The 16,385-nt window shown below is 70.1% G+C and carries 16 protein-coding genes; 11 read left to right on the plus strand and 5 right to left on the minus strand.

Going from position 1 to position 16,385, the window contains the following annotated elements:
• Window positions 1–1,083, minus strand: a 1,083-nt coding sequence (locus BGO22_RS06630; RefSeq protein ID WP_502686435.1) for an RIFT barrel domain-containing protein, incomplete at its 3' end; no start/stop codon positions are given.
• Between the two features lie 282 nt (window positions 1,084–1,365).
• Between BGO22_RS06630 and BGO22_RS06635 the strand changes: the two genes are divergently transcribed.
• From BGO22_RS06635 to BGO22_RS06670, 8 genes are all read left to right on the plus strand, one after another.
• On the plus strand, window positions 1,366–3,303 hold the full coding sequence (locus tag BGO22_RS06635) for a hypothetical protein (protein ID WP_070398010.1): 1,938 nt from the start codon (window positions 1,366–1,368) through the stop codon (window positions 3,301–3,303).
• A gap of 103 nt (window positions 3,304–3,406) precedes the next feature.
• Window positions 3,407–4,801 (plus strand): TIGR03013 family XrtA/PEP-CTERM system glycosyltransferase, encoded by a 1,395-nt coding sequence (locus BGO22_RS06640; protein WP_070398009.1) that lies wholly within the window; start codon window positions 3,407–3,409, stop codon window positions 4,799–4,801.
• A 111-nt stretch (window positions 4,802–4,912) separates the two neighbouring features.
• On the plus strand, window positions 4,913–5,527 hold the full coding sequence (locus BGO22_RS06645) for a hypothetical protein (protein WP_070398008.1): 615 nt from the start codon (window positions 4,913–4,915) through the stop codon (window positions 5,525–5,527).
• Complete coding sequence (locus BGO22_RS06650; RefSeq protein WP_139146952.1) at window positions 5,524–5,820, plus strand: HPr-rel-A system PqqD family peptide chaperone; 297 nt, start codon at window positions 5,524–5,526, stop codon at window positions 5,818–5,820. Before BGO22_RS06645 ends, BGO22_RS06650 begins: the two co-directional genes overlap by 4 nt.
• Window positions 5,817–6,737: an HprK-related kinase A gene (locus tag BGO22_RS06655; protein ID WP_083292919.1), complete on the plus strand. Its 921-nt coding sequence runs from the start codon at window positions 5,817–5,819 to the stop codon at window positions 6,735–6,737. The genes BGO22_RS06650 and BGO22_RS06655 overlap by 4 nt, the downstream gene beginning before the upstream one ends.
• A gap of 61 nt (window positions 6,738–6,798) precedes the next feature.
• Window positions 6,799–7,908: a nucleotidyltransferase domain-containing protein gene (locus tag BGO22_RS06660; protein WP_070398007.1), complete on the plus strand. Its 1,110-nt coding sequence runs from the start codon at window positions 6,799–6,801 to the stop codon at window positions 7,906–7,908.
• A 1-nt stretch (window position 7,909) separates the two neighbouring features.
• Window positions 7,910–8,680 (plus strand): S1C family serine protease, encoded by a 771-nt coding sequence (locus tag BGO22_RS06665; protein ID WP_070398006.1) that lies wholly within the window; start codon window positions 7,910–7,912, stop codon window positions 8,678–8,680.
• Complete coding sequence (locus BGO22_RS06670) at window positions 8,677–9,795, plus strand: NAD(P)/FAD-dependent oxidoreductase (protein WP_070398005.1); 1,119 nt, start codon at window positions 8,677–8,679, stop codon at window positions 9,793–9,795. Before BGO22_RS06665 ends, BGO22_RS06670 begins: the two co-directional genes overlap by 4 nt.
• A gap of 12 nt (window positions 9,796–9,807) precedes the next feature.
• On the opposite strand, the gene BGO22_RS06675 is transcribed toward BGO22_RS06670, so the two are convergent.
• The gene (locus BGO22_RS06675; protein ID WP_070398004.1) at window positions 9,808–10,890 is read right to left on the minus strand and encodes a quinone-dependent dihydroorotate dehydrogenase; all 1,083 of its coding nucleotides are present in this window, start codon (window positions 10,888–10,890) and stop codon (window positions 9,808–9,810) included.
• 42 nt (window positions 10,891–10,932) lie between these two features.
• On the opposite strand from BGO22_RS06675, the gene rpiA reads away from it, so the two are divergent.
• The gene (gene rpiA, locus BGO22_RS06680; protein WP_070398003.1) at window positions 10,933–11,604 is read left to right on the plus strand and encodes a ribose-5-phosphate isomerase RpiA; all 672 of its coding nucleotides are present in this window, start codon (window positions 10,933–10,935) and stop codon (window positions 11,602–11,604) included.
• 7 nt (window positions 11,605–11,611) lie between these two features.
• On the opposite strand, the gene BGO22_RS06685 is transcribed toward rpiA, so the two are convergent.
• Genes BGO22_RS06685 through BGO22_RS06695 form a run of 3 tightly spaced genes read right to left on the minus strand, consistent with a single transcriptional unit; the run spans window position 11,612 to window position 14,918 of the window.
• Window positions 11,612–12,274, minus strand: a complete 663-nt coding sequence (locus BGO22_RS06685; RefSeq protein WP_070398002.1) for a glutaredoxin family protein — start codon at window positions 12,272–12,274, stop codon at window positions 11,612–11,614.
• 46 nt (window positions 12,275–12,320) lie between these two features.
• Complete coding sequence (locus tag BGO22_RS06690; protein ID WP_286849717.1) at window positions 12,321–14,390, minus strand: M3 family metallopeptidase; 2,070 nt, start codon at window positions 14,388–14,390, stop codon at window positions 12,321–12,323.
• A 57-nt stretch (window positions 14,391–14,447) separates the two neighbouring features.
• Window positions 14,448–14,918, minus strand: a complete 471-nt coding sequence (locus BGO22_RS06695) for a YhbY family RNA-binding protein (protein WP_070398000.1) — start codon at window positions 14,916–14,918, stop codon at window positions 14,448–14,450.
• Between the two features lie 39 nt (window positions 14,919–14,957).
• Here BGO22_RS06695 and BGO22_RS06700 point away from each other — a divergent pair, with 39 nt between their 5' ends.
• Together BGO22_RS06700 and BGO22_RS06705 are read left to right on the plus strand one after the other, a co-directional pair.
• The gene (locus tag BGO22_RS06700) at window positions 14,958–15,623 is read left to right on the plus strand and encodes an RlmE family RNA methyltransferase (protein ID WP_070398248.1); all 666 of its coding nucleotides are present in this window, start codon (window positions 14,958–14,960) and stop codon (window positions 15,621–15,623) included.
• Between the two features lie 157 nt (window positions 15,624–15,780).
• Window positions 15,781–16,385, plus strand: a 605-nt coding sequence (locus BGO22_RS06705; protein ID WP_286849720.1) for an ATP-dependent metallopeptidase FtsH/Yme1/Tma family protein, incomplete at its 3' end; no start/stop codon positions are given.

Below are 16,385 nucleotides of genomic sequence, written 5' to 3' on the forward strand. Positions count from 1 at the left end.
GGGACCGGTGTTGCTGCTCGACAGTGAGCGCGCCTCGTTTTGCAGCACGCTGTCGGGAATGTTCAGGCCCAGGTTGTAGTTCCAGGTGGCGCGGCTGGCCAGGAAGTAGGGCATGTGGTGGCGCAGGCGAACGTTCGGCGCGGCGCCGCCGCTCCACACCACCTTGTGCCAGCGCGCATGGTGCGTGTGCGTGAATGAGGGCTGCGACAGCAGCGTCTGGCCATTGGCCGTGACGGTCAGCGAGTAGCTCAGGTTGGCGGGATTGGCCTTGAGCGCCCAGTTGTTCTCCATCACCACGTCGGTGCGGATGCGGCTGCCACCGTTGTACAGGCGGGTGTGCAGGCGCGCGACCAGGTGCGGGTGGGCCGCCCCGGTGGCCTGGTTGATCATGGGGGCCACGACGTTGAACTCGCTGGCCACCGGGCCGTGCAGGCGCCGGCCGGCGCCCGAGGCGATGAGCTGCTGCAACTGCTGTTGCGGGTTGGCCACCAGGGTGGTGCCGTCGGACAGGCGTGCCGTGACCTGCAGGTTCCAGGCCGGCGCGGCCGGCAGCGAGACGGCTGGATTGCTCTTGGCGGCGGGGTAGAGGTTGATCAGGCGCGGGGTATTGGCTGGCAGGCTGGGCAGCGTGGCGCTGAGCACGGCGAAGCGCACGGAGCCGTTGGCATGGGTGGACACCTCGTCCATCTGCACGGGCACGGTATTGCCGGCACTGTCCTGGGCGCTGAGGCCCTGGCTGGTGGAAAGGTCGCCGCTGCGGAAGGGCTGGCCGAAGGTGATGGGCAGGTTGGTCTGGGCGCTGCCGGCGGTCACTTCCACGCAGGTGATGGCGCCCGCGGCGCAGGCCAGGCCCGCTGCGCCCGCAGAGGGAGCGGGCGGGGGTGGCGGGGTGCTGGGCGGCGGCGCGGTGGGCGGCTCCGACGGGCCGGGGGGCGACACGCCGCCGGGTGTCTGGGCCGGTGCGTCGCTGACCAGCCCGGCGCTGCCGCCACCGCCACCACAGGCGGCCACCAGACAGGTGGCGGCAAAGAGCGTCGCGAGCATGGTCCTGCGCTGTTGAACCTCGAAAAAGTAGGTGTTCATGGATGACAGGTCAAACAATCTCTGCGTCGGGCCACGCGGCACCGACAGAAGGTCACCGAGGTTCTTGGGAAGCGGGGAGGGCGGGCGCCGCACCATCACTTGGGGTGCATTTTGCGGCGCGTGGATTTTTTCACGAATTCATGACGTCCTGGATTCAGAATGTGAGTTCCGCCGAAATCGAAACCATCTGAAAAAGCCCGGGGTTTGTCTCGATGGCCCTGGGGGTATTCGAGCCCTGGCGGGGCCGATACCGTGGTTTCGGATTGATACATTTGGGCCTTCATGACCGTTCGAGCCCTGAAGACGCTGGCGGCCGCCGCCCTTGCCCTGAGCACCGCCGCCGCCGCCCTGATCGGGGCATCGGCCCACCCGATCCTGCCGCTGGGCCTGGGCGCAGGGGTACTGCTGGCGATGGCGCTGACGGCCTGGCGCCCGTTTCTGGGCGCGTGGCTGCTGCCCGCGGTGCTGCCTTGGGCCAGCCAGACCGTGCACACGGGCTGGCTCATGTTCGACGAGTTCGATCTGATGGTGCTGGCCGTGGCGGCCGGCGGCTGGGGCGCCTGGGCGCTGCAGGCCTGGCGGCACCGCGACGGTGGGCCGGTGCTGGACCGGCGCTCGCTCGCGCTGTCGGTCGCCTTGCTGGTGGTGGCGGCCTGGGGCGCGGGCCGCGCCCTGGGCGATGGCGGGGCCTGGCCCTCCTGGGCGGCGTTTCCCTTCGCGGACTACCCGTCGCCGGCCAACGCCTGGCGGTCGAGCAAGTCGCTGGTCTGGGCGGCGCTGCTGTTGCCGCTGTGGACCGGCGGTGATACCGGATCGCGGCAGCGCTGGCGCCTGGCCTGGTGGCGCGGCTGCCTCATGGGCCTGGCCTCGGTCTGCGCGCTGGTGCTGCTGGAGCGCTTGTTGTACGCCGGCCTGTTCGATCTGTGGTCGGGCTACCGAACCACCGCCTGGTTCTGGGAAATGCACGTGGGCGGCGGCGCCATCGACGCCTACCTCGCCCTGAGCCTGCCGCTGGCCGCCTGGTGGTGGTTGCGCGCGCGCGGCCCGTGGACCTGGTGGGCGGCGGCTGCGCTGTTCGTGCTGGCTTGCCACGTGGTGCTGACGACCCAGTCGCGCGGCCTGTACGGCGCGGCGCTGATCGGCACGCTGCTGGCCGCCGCCCTGCACCGCCTCATGCCGCTGCAGGCATCCGATGGCGACCGGGCGCCGCCGCGATTGGGCAATGCCGCGGTGGTGTCGCTGGTGCTGGTCCAACTGGTCTGGGTGCTGCTGGGCACCACCGCCATCGCACAGCGGCTGGCGCGCTCGGGCCAGGATTTCACCGATCGCTTCGGCCATTGGCGCGCCGTGGCCTCGGCGGCCGACGGCATGGCGGACCTGGCACTGGGCATCGGCGCCGGCCGCCTGCCGGCGCGCTGGGCCGAGCGCCCCGACGCAGGGATGCCGGGCCGCGTGCAGTGGCCGACGGCCGATGGCGGGACGCGCCTGCGGCTGCACGGTCCCGACCGTGCAGGGCTGGACGGCGTGCGCTTCGCGGTGGTGCAGCGCCTGCGCGGCTTCGAGGCCGGCACCTACCGCGCGCGCCTGGTCTATGAGGCGCACCCCGGTCTGCGGCTGCTGGTCAGTGTCTGCGAACGCCACCTGATCTACGACCGCCGCTGCCAGTGGCGTTTCATCCGCCACGCGGACGACGCCGCCGGCGAGACCGGCCGGGTGGTGCGCGAGGTGGATCTGTTCGGCGATTCGCTGGCCCCTGACGCCCCGCTGGCGGGCTGGCGCGAAGGTTTTTTCAGCCTGTCGGTGCTGAACCCCGGCATGGCGGTGACGGTCGAGCGCCTTGAGCTGTTTGATCCCCAGGGCCGCCAGCGCCTGCTCAACACCGGCTTCGAGCAGGGGGCCGCGCGCTGGCTGCCCGCTGCCCAGGGGCATTTCGAACCCTGGCACGCCGACAACCTGTACCTGGAGGTGCTGGTCGAGCGCGGCGCCGCCGTGCTGGTGGCACTGCTGGCCTGGCTGGCCGGGGCGGCGCACGCCGCCTGGCGCGGGGTCCGGGAACGCGAGCCATTGGCCGGCGCCTGGCTGGCTGGCGTGACCGCCATCGCGGCCCTTGGCCTGCTCATCAGCGTGACCGAAGTGCCCCGGGTGGCCTGGTGCTGGTGGATCACCCTGGGCCTTGGCTTGGCATTCGGGCGAAATACTTCACACAAAAGCAGGATGTAAGCGATTGTGTTGACATGGTGTGGCCACTATCCTCGGACGAATGGGCAGGATGCGGTAGGGAGTACCCACATGACACCGATCTGCCGTGCCCGGAGAACCGCGCGTGATCAGGATCTTCAACCACTATTTCGACCGACACACCCTCATCCAGCTGTTGCTTGACGTCACGCTGGTCGCCGGCGTTTTCGTCGGCGCGCTGATCGCCCTCTCCAAGCCCGAGGACCTCACCAGTGCCCAGATCGGCCGCGGCGCGGCCCGCGGCCTGCTGATGGGCATCGGCTTCCTGGCGATCAATGCCGCCCTGGGCTTCTACGACCGCCGCACCATCCTGTCCACCCGTCAGGCGCTGGCGCGTTCGCTGGTGTCCTTCAGCCTGACCACGGCCCTGGTGGTATCGGTGCTGCTGCTGCTGCCGCTGCAGGCCTTCTACGGCCGCACCTGGTCGGTGGTGCTGATCATGATGGTCACCGCCGTGCTGCTGCTGTACCAGGTGCTGGTGGGGGAGTTCCTGCCGAAGGCCATTCCCAGGCGCCGGGTGCTGGTGTTCGGCACCGGCGCGCGCGCGCTGGCCGTGGGCCGGGCGCTGGAACTGCCCGGGGCCAACGCCGAACTCTGCGGCTACCTGGCCGGCCCCAACGAACAGGAGCAGCAGGTGCCCGCGGGCAAGGTGATCACCACCCAGCAGGCCTTGACGGATCTGGTGCAGAGCCGGCGCATCGACGAGATCGTCGTGGCCATCACCGAGCGGCGCGGCGGCAGCATGCCCATGCGGGCATTGCTCGACTGCAAGCTGGGCGGCGTGCGCGTCACCGACATCGCCGCCTTCTATGAGCAGAACCTCGGCCAGATCCGGCTGGAGGCCGTGTCGGCCGGCTGGCTCATCTTCGGCGACGGTTTCAACCAGGGCGTGGTGCGTACCACCATCAAGCGCCTCTTCGACATCCTGGGCGCGTCGGTGCTGATCCTGATCTCGCTGCCGATCATGGCGATCGCGGCGCTGGCCATCAAGCTGGAAAGCCCCGGCCCCATCCTGTACCGCCAGGAACGCATCGGCCTGAACAACCGCCCCTTCAACGTGGTGAAGTTCCGCAGCATGCGCACCGACGCCGAGAAGGATGGCGTGCCGCGCTGGGCCACCGCCGGCGACAGCCGCGTCACCCGCGTGGGCAAGGTCATCCGCAAACTGCGCGTGGACGAACTGCCTCAGCTCTTCTCGGTGCTCAACGGCGACATGAGCCTGGTTGGTCCGCGCCCGGAGCGCGGCTTCTTCGTCGACAAGCTGATCCAGGAGATCCCGTTCTACGCGGTGCGCCACAGCGTCAAGCCCGGTGTGACCGGCTGGGCCCAGGTGCGGTACCAGTACGGGTCTACGGTGGAAGACACCGCTGAGAAGCTTCAATACGACCTGTATTACGTGAAAAACCACTCACTTTTTCTTGATCTGGTGGTGCTGTTCGAGACGGTGGGGGTAGTGTTAACAGGTAAGGGCGCGCAATGAGTCTGCCGGCCGTCCAGACGATTACTTTTTGCTACAGATCGATCTACAATACCCCGCATACGTGCGGCCAGACTCGTGGGGTTTTGGCTGTCAGGCCGAAGGAGTTTTTCCATGTCCGATGTGAACCAATCTGAAGACGGCGCCGTGCGGGAAGCCGGCGCCCAAAAGTCCGGGGTCTCGCGTCGCCACTTGGTTCGGGCGGGCCTCAGCGCCGCGCCCGTGCTGGCCGCGCTCAAGAGCAACACCGTGCTCGCTGGCGGCGACCACACCTGCATCAAGCCCTCGACTTTCTCCTCGCTGCGTGCGGCGCAGATGAAGGTGAGCGCTCGGCGCGAGATCAAGACCGACTACGAGTGCCAGTCGCACGGCTACTGGAAGAACCGCGACAACGGCCTGCCGCGCGACTACAAGACCACCACCAAGTTCCTGTCCACGGAAACCGGCTTCACCCAGAACCCGGCCAGCGTCTTCACCGGCAAGAGCCTGCAGCAGGTGCTGGAGTCCGGCGGAAACCAGGGCAATACCGCGCTGGCCCGTCACGTCGTCGCCGCCTTTCTCACGGCCAAGGCGTACCAGAACGACCCGTCGCGGGTGATGCTCACCCAGGCGCAGTGCCGCGCCATCTGGAATGGCCAGGGCGTCTGGCAGCCCTTCGCGGGCACCACCTGGACGCTGAGCCAGACCATGGCCTACTTCGACCTGGTCTACGGTCCCTCGTTTCTGTGACCCTGGCACCAGGCGATCCGCTCGCCTGGGTCTGTCGGCGCACGCAGGCGCTGCACCTGCGGCGATGGCCCGATGGCGGCGTGGTCTACGACGCCGCGGACGGCAGCCTCAGTGCCATTTCGCCCGTGGCGGCGGAGCTCATCGAGCGGCTGCTGGATGGGCGGCCCGCCGACGCCGAGACCCTGGCGCGGCATCTGCTGCAAGCCCCCCCTGAAGCCGAGGACGTCGAGGGCGTGCGCCAGCACCTCGCGCAGTTCGAGCACATGGGTTTCATCGAGCGGGTGCCGGCGTGAGGACAGCCCGCGGGCGCGTCGCCGACCTGACGCCCGCCGAGCTGTCGGCCCGGCTCCACAACGGCGGCCTGGTGCTGTCGGTGCCGCCATTCACCGTGCGTGTGCGCAGCCCCATTCCCATCGTGCGCGAAGGCATCGAGCGGCTGTACGCGCTGCACGAGCACGCGGGTGACGAAGACGTGTTCTGCGACTTCCATGTGAGCGTCCTGCCCAGCCTGGGCTGGACCAGCCTTCGCTGCGAGCTCGACGTCGACGGCCAGCGGCCGTTCACGCCGCTGGCGCGCGGCGAGGCATTCGCCTTCTTCGAGTGGGGCTTGAACTGGTGCGTGACCAGCCACTGCCACCACTGGCTCACGGTGCACGCCGCCGTGCTGGAACGCGACGGCCGCGCGGTGCTGCTGCCGGCGCCTCCCGGCTCGGGGAAAAGCACGCTGTGTGCCTGGCTCATGCACCAGGGCTGGCGCTTGATGTCCGACGAGCTCGCGCTGATCGATCCGGCGAGCGGGCAGCTCAGCGCCTCGCCGCGACCCGTGAGCCTGAAGAACCAATCCATTCCCTTGATGCGCGAGCGCATGCCGGACGCTGTGATCGGCCCGTTGGCGCACGACACGCTCAAGGGCGTGGTGGCGCACCTGCGGGTGAACGAGGCCAGCCTGCGCCAGGCGGCGCTGCCGGCCATGCCGCGCTGGATCGTATTTCCGCGCTTCGAGAAGGGCGCGCCCCTGAGCGCCGTGCCGCGCCCGAAGCCGCAGACGCTGGTGGAGCTGGCGTCGAACAGCTTCAACCACCACGTGCACGGCCCGCGCGGTTTCGAGCGCATGGCCGACATCGTTGACGGCTGCGACGCCTTCGACCTGCGCTACAGCGAGCTCGACGACGCGGCGGCCTGGTTCGATTCCCTGGCGAGGGCCGCGTGAGCGCCACCGGTCCGCGTCCGAAGCGCTCGGCCCCGCGTTGTGTGGCATGGAGGGTGGTCCCGTGACATTGCCCGCGCTCGACCTGCTGATGCTGCCGCTGCGCGAGCCCGAGCGGCTGGGCTCGCTCACGCCGGGCCAGTGGGACCTGCTGGTGCGCCAGGGCCGCCGCGCCGATCTGCTGGCCCGCATGGCCGAGCGCATCGACGCCGCCGGCCGCTGGGCGGACGTGCCGCCCGAGGTGGCGCGCCACCTGCGGTCCATGCAACTGCTGGCGCGGCGCCAGCACGAGGAGCTGCGGCACGAGACGCAGCAGCTGCTGCGCGTGTTCGGGCAGGCCGGTCTGCCGCTGGTGTTGCTCAAAGGCGCGGCCTACGTGCTGCAGGACCTGCGCGTGGGCGAGGGGCGCATGGTCTCGGACATCGACATCCTGGTGCCGCGCGAGCGCCTGGCCGAGGTGGAGTCGGCGCTGATGCTCAGCGGCTGGGTCAGCACCAACACCAACGCCTACGACCAGCGCTATTACCGCACCTGGATGCACGAGCTGCCGCCCATGCGCCACCTGCGCCGGGGCACGGTGCTGGACGTGCACCACGCCTTGGTGCCGCTGTCGGGTCGGCTGCGGGCCGATCCCTCGGCCATGCTGGGCGACATCCGTCCCATTCCCGGCCACCCGGGCGTGCACGCGCTGGCCCCCGTGGACATGGTGTTGCACAGCGCCGCGCACCTGTATGCCGAAGGCGAGCTGGAGCTGGGCTGCCGCGGCCTGCTGGACATCGAGTTGCTGGTGGGCGAGTTCGGGCAAGACCCCGCGTTCTGGCCCGCGCTCACCGCGCGCGCCACGGCGCTGCACTGGGAGCGCCCGCTGGCCCAGGCCCTGGTGTACCTGGACGAACTGCTGCGCACCCCGCTGCCGCCCGAGGCGCGCGACTGGGCCGCGCGGGCGCACCGCCGCTGGGCACCGGGCTGGCGCGGCCGCCTGCTCGACGCCATGTACCGGCGCGCGCTGCGCCCCGATCACCACTCCCTGTCGGATCGCTGGACCGCGCTGGCCCGCGCCGGCCTGTATGTGCGCGGGCATTGGCTGCGCATGCCGCCCTGGCTGCTGGCCGGCCACCTGGCCCGCAAGTCGCTGATGGCGCTGCGGGCGCCGCGTGGCGCTACGGAGAACTGACATGGACCGGCGCCACTGCCTGGGCCTGATCGGCTCCCTGCCGCTGTGGGGGGTGCCCGGCGCCGCGCGCGCCGCGCTGGCCGACACCGTGGCGCGCATGAAGCCCTCGGTGGTGCTGGTGGGCACCTGGCGCGAGACCGACAGCCCGCGCTTCCAGCTGCGTGGCAGCGGCTTCTTGGCGGGCCGGCCCTCGCAGGTGGTGACCTGCGCGCATGTGCTGCCCACCCAGGAGGACGGCACGCCGGCCGCGCAGCTGGTGGCGCAGGTGTGGCAGCGCGAGAGCGGCTGGTCCCTGCGCCAGGCCCGCGTGCTGGGCACCGAGCGCCACGGCGACATCGCGTTGCTCAGCATCGACGGCCCGCCCGGTCCGCTGGCGGCGCTGGGCGATTCCTCGGCGGTGCGCGAGGGCGACGACCTGGCCTTCATGGGCTTTCCCATCGGCAACGTGCTGGGCTACGCGCACGTGGTGCATCGGGCCATGGTGTCCAGCATCGCGACCTCGGCGCCGCCGAGCCCGGACGCCGATCGCCTGCGCGGCCCGGCGATCCGTGGCGCGCGCGAAGGCGCCTTCGACATTTTCCAGCTCGACGCCGTGGCCTACCCGGGCAACAGCGGTGGGCCGCTGTTCCGGCCGGAGACGGGGGAGGTCGTGGGCATGATGAACATGGTGCTGATCAAGGGCACGCGCGAGTCGGCGCTGAGCCAGCCCTCGGGAATCGCCTACGCCATCCCCTCGGCGCGCGTGCGCGAACTGATGAGGACCCAGCGATGACGGCCGAGCGCGTCGATGCGGTGGTGGTGGGGGCCGGCGTGGTCGGTCTGGCCGTGGCGCGCGCGCTGGCGCAGGCCGGCCGCGAGGTGCTGGTGCTGGAACGCGAGGCGGCCATCGGCACCGGCACCAGCTCGCGCAACAGCGAGGTCATCCACGCGGGCATCTACTACCCGGCGGGCTCGCTCAAGGCCCGGCTCTGCGTGCAGGGCAAGCGGGCGCTGTACGCCTATGCGGCCGAGCGCGGCATCGCGCACCGGCGCTGCGGCAAGCTGATCGTGGCGAACACGCCTTCGCAGCTGGCGGGGCTGCCGGGCATCGTGGCGGGCGCGGCGGCCAACGGCGTGGACGACCTGGAGATGCTCTCGCGCGATGCGGCGCGTGAACGGGAGCCTGCGCTGGAGTGCCTGGGTGCGGTGCTCTCGCCGTCCACCGGCATCATCGACAGCCATGCGCTCATGCTCTCGCTGCAGGGCGACCTGGAGGCGGACGGCGGCATGGTGGTCTGCCACAGCGGCGTGCGCGAGATCCAACGCCAGGACGAAGGCTGGCTGATCGTGTCAGAGGACGGCACGCCACTGCTGGCGCGCACGGTGGTCAACAGCGCCGGCCTGCACGCCTGCGCGCTGGCCGGCCGCATCGCCGCGCTGCCCCCCGGCAGCGTGCCGACGCCGCGCTACGCCAAGGGCAGCTACTTCACGCTCGCCGGCCGTTCGCCGTTCCAGCGGCTCATCTATCCCGCGCCCGAGCCCGACCAGCACCTGGCCGGCCTGGGCGTGCACCTCACGATGGACCTGGGCGGGCAGGCCAAATTCGGGCCTGACGTGCAGTGGGTGGACCGCGCCGACGACCTGGTGGTCGACCCCGCCCGCGGCGAGGGCTTCTACGCCGCCGTGCGCCGCTACTGGCCGGCGCTGCCCGACGGCGCGCTGCAGCCGGGCTACGCCGGCCTGCGGCCCAAGATCAGCGGGCCGGGCGAGCCCGCGGCCGACTTCCTGATCCAGGGCCCCGCGCAGCACGGGCTGCCGGGGCTGGTCAACCTCTTCGGCATCGAATCGCCGGGGCTGACCAGTTGCCTGGCGATCGGCGAGCGGGTGCGCGAGCTGCTGGCCGACTGAGCGGGCGCCGCTTCAGCGCCTGAGCGCCGCGATCGCCTGGGCCGATTCGTAGACCAGCGCCGGCCCCTGGTAGATCAGGCCGGTGTAGATCTGCACCAGGTCCGCGCCCGCCTCGATCTTGCTCAGCGCGTCGCGCGCGCTCAGCACGCCGCCCACGCCGATGATCGGGAACGAGGCCCCCAGGGCCGTGCGCAGGGCGCGGATCACGCGGTTGCTGGCCTCCAGCACCGGCGCGCCCGACAGGCCGCCGGCTTCCTCGGCGTGGCGCAGGCCCTTCACGGCCTCGCGCGACAGCGTGGTGTTGGTGGCGATCACGCCCAGCTCGCCGCTGGCCTGACCGTCGGCGCGGCAGCCGTGGCGGCGCAGGGTCTCGGCGATGACGCCGATCTGGGCCTCATCCAGGTCGGGCGCGATCTTCACGAACACCGGGATGCGGCGCTGGTGCCGCTGCGCCAGCTGTTCGCGCCGCTCCATCACCGCCCCCAGCAGCGCGTCCAGCGCGGCGTCGCTTTGCAGGCTGCGCAGGTTCTGCGTGTTCGGGCTGGAGATGTTGACGGTGACGTAGTCGGCGTGTGGGTAGACGCCGTCCAGGCAGGTGAGGTAGTCCTCGGTGGCTCGCTCGATCGGCGTGCTCGCGTTCTTGCCGATGTTCAGGCCCAGCCGCATGGGCGTGGCGCCGCCGTCGCGGCGAAAGCGCGCGCGCTGTACGTTGGCCAGGAAGGCGTCAAGGCCGTCGTTGTTGAAGCCCAGCCGGTTGATCAGGGCCCGGCGCTCGGGAAGGCGGAACATGCGCGGCTTGGGGTTGCCGGGTTGGCCCCTGGGTGTGACCGTGCCAACCTCCACGAAGCCAAAGCCCATGGCGGCCAGGCCGTCGATGCAGCGCGCGTTCTTGTCCAGGCCCGCCGCCAGGCCCACGCGGTTGGGAAATTGCAGGCCGGCGAGCGTGAAGGGGTCGCTCACGCGCGGCTGGCTGTACAGGCAGGTGAGCGGCGAGTGCTGCACGCGGGCGATGGCGCCCAGCGTCAGTTCGTGGGTGGCCTCGGGGTCCAGACCGAACAGGAAGGGGCGCGCCGCGCCGTAGGGAAAGAGTGACATCGGATAATCCGCGGTTTTTCGACCAACCCCGGATTCTCGCAAATGACCCAGGACGAACTCAAAACGCTGGTGGGCCAGGCCGCCCTGCACTACGTGACGCCCGGTGAGGTGGTCGGCGTGGGCACGGGCTCCACGGTGAACAAGTTCATCGAGGCCCTGGCCACCATGAAGGACCGCGTGCCCGGCGCGGTGTCCAGCTCCGAGGCCTCCACCGCCCGGCTCAAGGCCATCGGCATCCCGGTGCTCGAGGCCAATGAGGTCGGCGAGCTCTCGGTCTACATTGACGGCGCCGACGAGATCGACCCGCGCGGCCACATGGTCAAGGGCGGCGGCGCCGCGCTCACGCGCGAGAAGATCGTGGCGGCCCAGTCGCGCCGCTTCGTCTGCATCGCCGACGAATCCAAGCTGGTGCAGACCCTGGGCGCGTTTCCGCTGCCGGTGGAGGTGATCCCCATGGCCACGGCGCGCCTGGTGCGCCAGTTCGCGGCCCTGGGCGGCCAGGCCCGGGTGCGCCTGAAGGACGGACAAGCCCTGGTGACCGACAACGGCCAGCACATCCTGGACGTGACCGGCCTGCGCATCACCGACCCGCTCGCCTTCGAGAGCGAGGTCAATCAGTGGCCGGGGGTGGTGACGGTGGGCGTGTTCGCCCACCAGAAAGCGGTCGTGTGCCTGCTGGGCACGCCGGCGGGGGTGAAGACGCTGAACTTCTGAGCGCGGTTCAGAAGCGGATGCCGGCTGGGTTGGTGACCGGCGGCTGCACCGGGGTCTCGGCCGGCGCGGGCTGAGGGGCGGCGCCGTCGGCGGACGCATCGCCCGCCGGGGTGGGCGATCCAGGCAACGGCGTGGCGGCCACCAGCGGTGCGGGTGCCGGGCGGCGGTAGCTGGACGGCAGGGCCGACTGCTTGGGGTAACCCGCGGCGTCGAGGTACTGGGTCCACTCCGTTTCGAGGTAGCCGCGCAGCTTCTGGCCGCCGATGGTCAGCAAGGGGAGGGAGGCGTCGCTGTTGAGGCGGCGCAAGGCCTGCACATCGTCGGCGGTGTTCACCGTCTTTTCGGTGTACGGAACGCCGCGCGAGTTGAGCAGGTTGCGGCCCGTGTTGCAGGGCGCGCAGTTGTCGCCGGTGTAGAGCACGACGGGGTAACGGGAGGCGATCTGGCGCAGTTCGTAGGGCAACTGGCCCCCGCCGCCGACCGAGGTGGCCGGGGCGCTGCCGCTGGCGCCCGGTTGCGGGCGCGCCGTGGCGCTGGGGGGCGGCTGGTCGGAGAAGGTGACGCGGCCGTCCGGGCCGACGATGCGGTGGACGCCCTGGGCCATGGCCGGCAGCGCGGCCAGCAGGAGCAGAGCGGTGGTGACACGGGCGGCAGCGGAGCGCTTCTTCATCTTCGTCCCTCGGTTCTTTGGGCTTGTCGGCGGCCGGCGCGCGGGTTCAAACCATGCCTTGGTGCCGCAGCAGGGCGTCGATCGATGGCTCGCGGCCGCGGAAGGCCTTGAACGATTCCATCGCAGGGCGGCTGCCGCCGGCCTCCAGAATCGACTGACGGTAGCGCCGGCCCGTCGCAACGTCCAGGGTGCTGCGGCCCTGCTGCGCCGCGGCCTCCTCGAAGGCGGCGTAGGCGTCGGCGCTCAGCACCTCGGCCCACTTGTAGCTGTAGTAGCCGGCCGCGTAGCCGCCCGCGAAGATGTGGCTGAAGGTGTGCGGCGTGCGGCTGTAGGCCGGCGGCTTGAGCACCGCCACGTCGTCGCGCACGCGGTTGAGCAGGGTGAGGATGGCCGCACCGTCCGCCGGCGGCGGGGTTTCGCTGTGCAGCAGCATGTCGAACAGGGCGAACTCCACCTGGCGCAGGGTCTGCAGGCCGCTTTGGAAGTTCTTGGCGGCCAGCATCTTGTCGAACAGGGCGCGCGGCAGCGGCTGACCGCTGTCCACGTGGGCTGTCATGTGCTTGAGCACGTCCCACTCCCAGCAGAAGTTCTCCATGAACTGGCTGGGCAGTTCCACGGCGTCCCATTCCACGCCGCTGATGCCCGAGACGTCGCGCTCGTTCACCTGGGTGAGCATGTGGTGCAGGCCGTGGCCGAACTCATGGAAGAGCGTGATGGCGTCGTCGTGCGTGAGCAGCGCCGGCTTGCCGCCCACGCCCTCGGCGAAGTTGCAGACCAGGTGGGCCACGGGCGTCTGCAGGGCGCGCGAATCGGGGCGCAACCACCGGGCGCGCACGTCGTCCATCCAGGCGCCGCCGCGTTTGCCGGTGCGCGCGCCAGGGTCCAGGTAGAACTGACCCACGAGCTGGCCGCCACGCTCGATGCGGTAGAACTCCACGCCCGGATGCCAGACCGGCGCGCTGTCGCGGCGGATGGCCACCTCGAACAGCGTCTCGACGATCTGGAACAGGCCGGCGAGCACCTTGGGCGCCGTGAAGTACGGTTTGACTTCCTGCTCGCTGAAGGCGTAGCGCGCCTCCTTGAGCTTTTCGCCGATGTAGGGCCAGTCCCAGGCCTGGGGGTCGGCGATGCCCAGGTGATCGGCGGCGAAGGCGCGCAGGTCGGCCAGGTCTTGTTCGGCGAAAGGGCGGGCCTTCGTCGCCAGGTCGCGCAGGAAAGCGCTCACCTGCTCGGGCGACTCGGCCATTTTGGGCACCAGCGAGACGTCGGCGAAGTGGCGGTAGCCGAGCAGGCGCGCCTCTTCGTGGCGCAGGGCCAGCAATTCGACCATGAGGGCGGTGTTGTCGAAGCGCGCGAGCTCGGCAGGGGCCTGATCGCTGGCGCGGGTGACGTAGGCGCGGTAGAGCTTTTCGCGCAGCGCGCCCGAGCGGGCGAACTGCATCACCGGCAGGTAGACCGGCATCTTCAGGCTGAGCTTGTGGTCCGTGCGGCCTTCGACGCGGGCCGCGGCCGCGGTGGCCTGCACCACGTCCTCGGGCACGCCGGCCAGCTCGTTGGTGTCCACGTACAGCGCGAAGGCGTCGGTGGCGTCCAGCGCGTTCTCGCTGAATTTCTGCGCCAGTTCGGCCGCGCGTTCCTGGATGGCGGCGAAGCGCTCCTTGGCGGCGCCCTGCAGCTCGGCGCCGCCCAGCACGAAGCCGCGCAGCGCATTGTGGTGGGCTTGGGCCTGCTCGGCCGTGAGCGAGGCCGGGTCCATGGACTTGTATTTGGCGTAGAGCCGCTCGTCGGCGCCCAGGCGGGTCCAGAACTCGGTGACCTTGGGCAGGGCCGCGTTGTAGGCGGCGCGCAGCGCCGGGGTGTCGGCCACGCTGTTGAGGTGGCTCACCGCCCCCCAGGCCCGCGACAGGCGTTCGGTCGCCACGTCCAGGGTGCCGGCCATGGCGGCCCAGTCGGCGGGAAAGCCGGCGGCCGTCACCGCCTCCAGCGCGGCACTGGCCTGGTTCAGCAGCTCGTCGATCGCCGGGCCCACGGTATCGGGGGTGATGGCGTCGAAGCGCGGCAGGCCGCTGAAGTCGAGCAGCGGGTTGAGCTGGGCGGGGTCTTGGCGGACGTTCATGGGGGCTCAGATGGGTGGCGGCGGGCGGGAGTTCAAGCCGTCGGCGCAAGCAGGCGCTCAGCCGGCGTTCTTCTTGACACTCTTTTTGCGGACTTTGGCTCGCTTGACCTGACCGCCGGGCGTGATGCGCTGGTTGCCCAGCACCTTCACGACCTTGACCTCGGGTTTCTGGCCGGGGCGCTTGCCGAACTTGAGCACCTTCACTTCGCGCGGACCGGGTTTGCGGTCTTCATCGGCGGGGCGGGCTTTTTCGGGCAGGGGGCGCCAAAGCACCAATAGCTTGCCGATGTGCTGGATCGGCGCGGCGTCGAGGGCCTCGGCCAGCTCGGCCAGCATGGCCTCGCGCGCGGCGCGGTCGTCGTTGAGCACGCGGATCTTGATGAGGCCGTGCGCCTTGAGCGCGGCATCGGCTTCCTTGCGCACGGCGGGGGTGAGGCCGTCGTTGCCGATGTGGACCACGGGGTCGAGGTGGTGGGCCTCGGCGCGGTGGACCTTGCGTTGGGCGGGCGTGAGGGTGATGGAGGGCATGGGAGAATTATCGTTTACCACCCCCAAGCACGCATGGGCATCAAGGTCCGCACCCAGAGCAAGAAGGTCAACAAGGCCTGGCTCAACGAGCACGTGAACGATCCTTACGTGCGCCTGGCCCAGAAAGAGGGCTACCGCGCCCGGGCCGCCTACAAGCTCAAGGAAATCGACGAAACCCTGGGCCTCGTGAAGCCCGGCATGGCCGTGGTCGACCTGGGCAGCGCCCCGGGCGCCTGGAGTCAGTACCTGCGCCGCCGCCTCAGTCCACAGGGGGCGGCGGCCGGAAGGCTCAACGGCACCATCGTCGCCCTCGACCTGCTGCCCATGGAACCGGTGGAGGACGTGCTCTTCATCCAGGGCGACTTCCGCGAGGCCGAGGTGCTGGCGCAGCTGGAGGCGGCGCTGGCCGAGCGCGGCCTGGCCCAGATCGACCTGGTGGTATCGGACATGGCGCCCAACCTCTCGGGCGTGGCCGACGCCGATGCCGCCCGCATCGAGCACCTGATCGAGCTGGCCGTGGATTTCGCCCGCGCCCACCTCAAGCGCGAGGGCGCGCTGGTGGTCAAGCTCTTCCATGGCGGGGCCTATGACCCCATGCTGGCCCTGTTCCGGCAGAACTTTCGGGTCGTCAAGGCGATCAAGCCCAAGGCCAGCCGCGACAAATCCGCCGAAACCTTCCTCGTTGGCCTGGGTCTGAAGGGCTGAATTGCCCGTTCGTCCGATGAATGGGCGGTGCGGGAGGGGCAAAGCCAAGACGCCCATTGACATTTCCACGTCACCGACGAACGGCAGGGGGACTTGAAAGTCCTAGAATGCCTTGCATATGCGTGCAAATGCGCGCGTGCGCACCCAGGAGCAGCAGTTGAACAACCAGTGGTTCTCGAAAATCGCCGTGTGGATGGTCATCGCCATGGTGCTCTTCACGGTCTTCAAGCAGTTCGACGGCCGTTCGACCGCAGGCGCGGGGTACATCGGGTACTCCGAGTTCCTTGACCAGGTCAAGGCCCGCCAGATCAAGAGCGCCACCATCCAGGAAGGCCAGGGCGGCACCGAAATCGTGGCCGTCACCCAGGACGACCGGCGCGTGCGCACCACCGCCACCTACCTCGACCGGGGCCTGGTCGGCGACCTCATCAATTACGACGTCAAGTTCGACGTGCGCCCGCGCGAAGAAGGCTCGCTGCTGATGACCCTGCTCGTGAGCTGGGGCCCCATGCTGCTGCTGATCGGCGTCTGGATCTACTTCATGCGGCAGATGCAGGGCGGTGGCAAGGGCGGTGCCTTCAGCTTCGGCAAGAGCAAGGCGCGCATGCTCGACGAGAACAACAACACCGTGACCTTCGCCGACGTTGCTGGCTGCGACGAGGCCAAGGAAGAGGTGAAGGAGGTCGTCGACTTCCTGAAGGACCCGCAGAAATTCCAGAAACTGGGTGGGCGCATTCCGCGCGGCCTGCTGCTCGTGGGCCC

Origin of the sequence: Hydrogenophaga sp. 70-12 (assembly GCF_001897365.1) — a bacterium.
GTDB lineage: Bacteria > Pseudomonadota > Gammaproteobacteria > Burkholderiales > Burkholderiaceae_C > Hydrogenophaga > Hydrogenophaga borbori.

Coding starts and splice junctions, on each gene's coding strand:
- BGO22_RS06635 (WP_070398010.1), top strand. CDS start 1,366: ATGACCGTTCGAGCCCTGAAGACGCTGGCGGCCGCCGCCCTTGCCCTG.
- BGO22_RS06645 (WP_070398008.1), top strand. CDS start 4,913: ATGTCCGATGTGAACCAATCTGAAGACGGCGCCGTGCGGGAAGCCGGC.
- BGO22_RS06665 (WP_070398006.1), top strand. CDS start 7,910: ATGGACCGGCGCCACTGCCTGGGCCTGATCGGCTCCCTGCCGCTGTGG.
- BGO22_RS06670 (WP_070398005.1), top strand. CDS start 8,677: ATGACGGCCGAGCGCGTCGATGCGGTGGTGGTGGGGGCCGGCGTGGTC.
- BGO22_RS06675 (WP_070398004.1), bottom strand. CDS start 10,890: ATGTCACTCTTTCCCTACGGCGCGGCGCGCCCCTTCCTGTTCGGTCTG.
- rpiA (WP_070398003.1), top strand. CDS start 10,933: ATGACCCAGGACGAACTCAAAACGCTGGTGGGCCAGGCCGCCCTGCAC.
- BGO22_RS06685 (WP_070398002.1), bottom strand. CDS start 12,274: ATGAAGAAGCGCTCCGCTGCCGCCCGTGTCACCACCGCTCTGCTCCTG.
- BGO22_RS06690 (WP_286849717.1), bottom strand. CDS start 14,390: ATGAACGTCCGCCAAGACCCCGCCCAGCTCAACCCGCTGCTCGACTTC.
- BGO22_RS06695 (WP_070398000.1), bottom strand. CDS start 14,918: ATGCCCTCCATCACCCTCACGCCCGCCCAACGCAAGGTCCACCGCGCC.